Origin of the sequence: Blastomonas sp. CCH1-A6 (genome assembly GCF_001556365.1) — a bacterium.
Taxonomy (GTDB): domain Bacteria; phylum Pseudomonadota; class Alphaproteobacteria; order Sphingomonadales; family Sphingomonadaceae; genus Blastomonas; species Blastomonas ursincola.
The window spans coordinates 1-727 of record NZ_LSIS01000138.1 but is presented as its reverse complement, the minus strand read 5'-3'; the positions used below and the strand labels follow the sequence as shown (position 1 = coordinate 727).

The following is a 727-nucleotide window of genomic DNA, read 5'->3' as shown; positions in this document are numbered from 1 at the left end:
ACGCAGAAGGCGTTCACATCGGCCGCATCACCACCCTGACCTTCAGCGCGACGGTTGCGCTGCGGGCCTTCGAATCCACCAACGAGCGGGCACCCAAGTTCGACCTCATGGCGCTCTCGGCGGACCGCCGCAGCTGGGTCAAGATCGGCGCGCTCTGGGAATACTCGTCGAACGAGACCGGCGAGTGCTTCCTCTCGGGCCAGATCGACGATCCCAGCCTCTCGGCGCCGATCCCGGTCGCCATGTTCCAGCAGAACGATGGCAGCTACAACGTCGCCTGGCGCCGCTCGAAGCCCAAGGCCTCGCTCGACGGCTTCGGCAGCGAGAGTGAAGGCGCCCTGCCGCCGCTGACTGCCACCGGCGACGAACCGGCCAGCGACCGCAGCGTTGACAGCGCTGCTGCCACCGGCGACGGTCTGGGCGACAGCACCGCTCCGGCACCCAAGGGCAAGACGCGCGCGAGCGTCGACGCCTGACCGGGACAAGCCCCCCGTGACCGGTGCCGCGACCCGCGCCGGTCACATCGGGAAGGCCCGTCCGCGCATTCGTCGCGGGCGGGCCTTTTCTTTTGCCCGGTGCTTGCAAGCCGAGCCGACCTGCAGCGGAAACTCTGCCTGCGAAAGAGAAGGGGGAGGTGCCGTTCAAGCAAAGGAGGCTTGAATGGCACAGACAAACTGGACTCTCGATCTTGGCGGGGCTCCGTGGAACGAAGACTGCGCGCAGATCG

General features: G+C 67.5%; 1 protein-coding gene. It reads left to right on the top strand.

The features are described from left to right. The coding region (locus AX735_RS05415) for a DUF736 domain-containing protein (RefSeq protein ID WP_066276847.1) at nt 1-476 on the top strand (476 nt) is incomplete at its 5' end. Nucleotides 477-727: the final 251 nt, after the last annotated feature.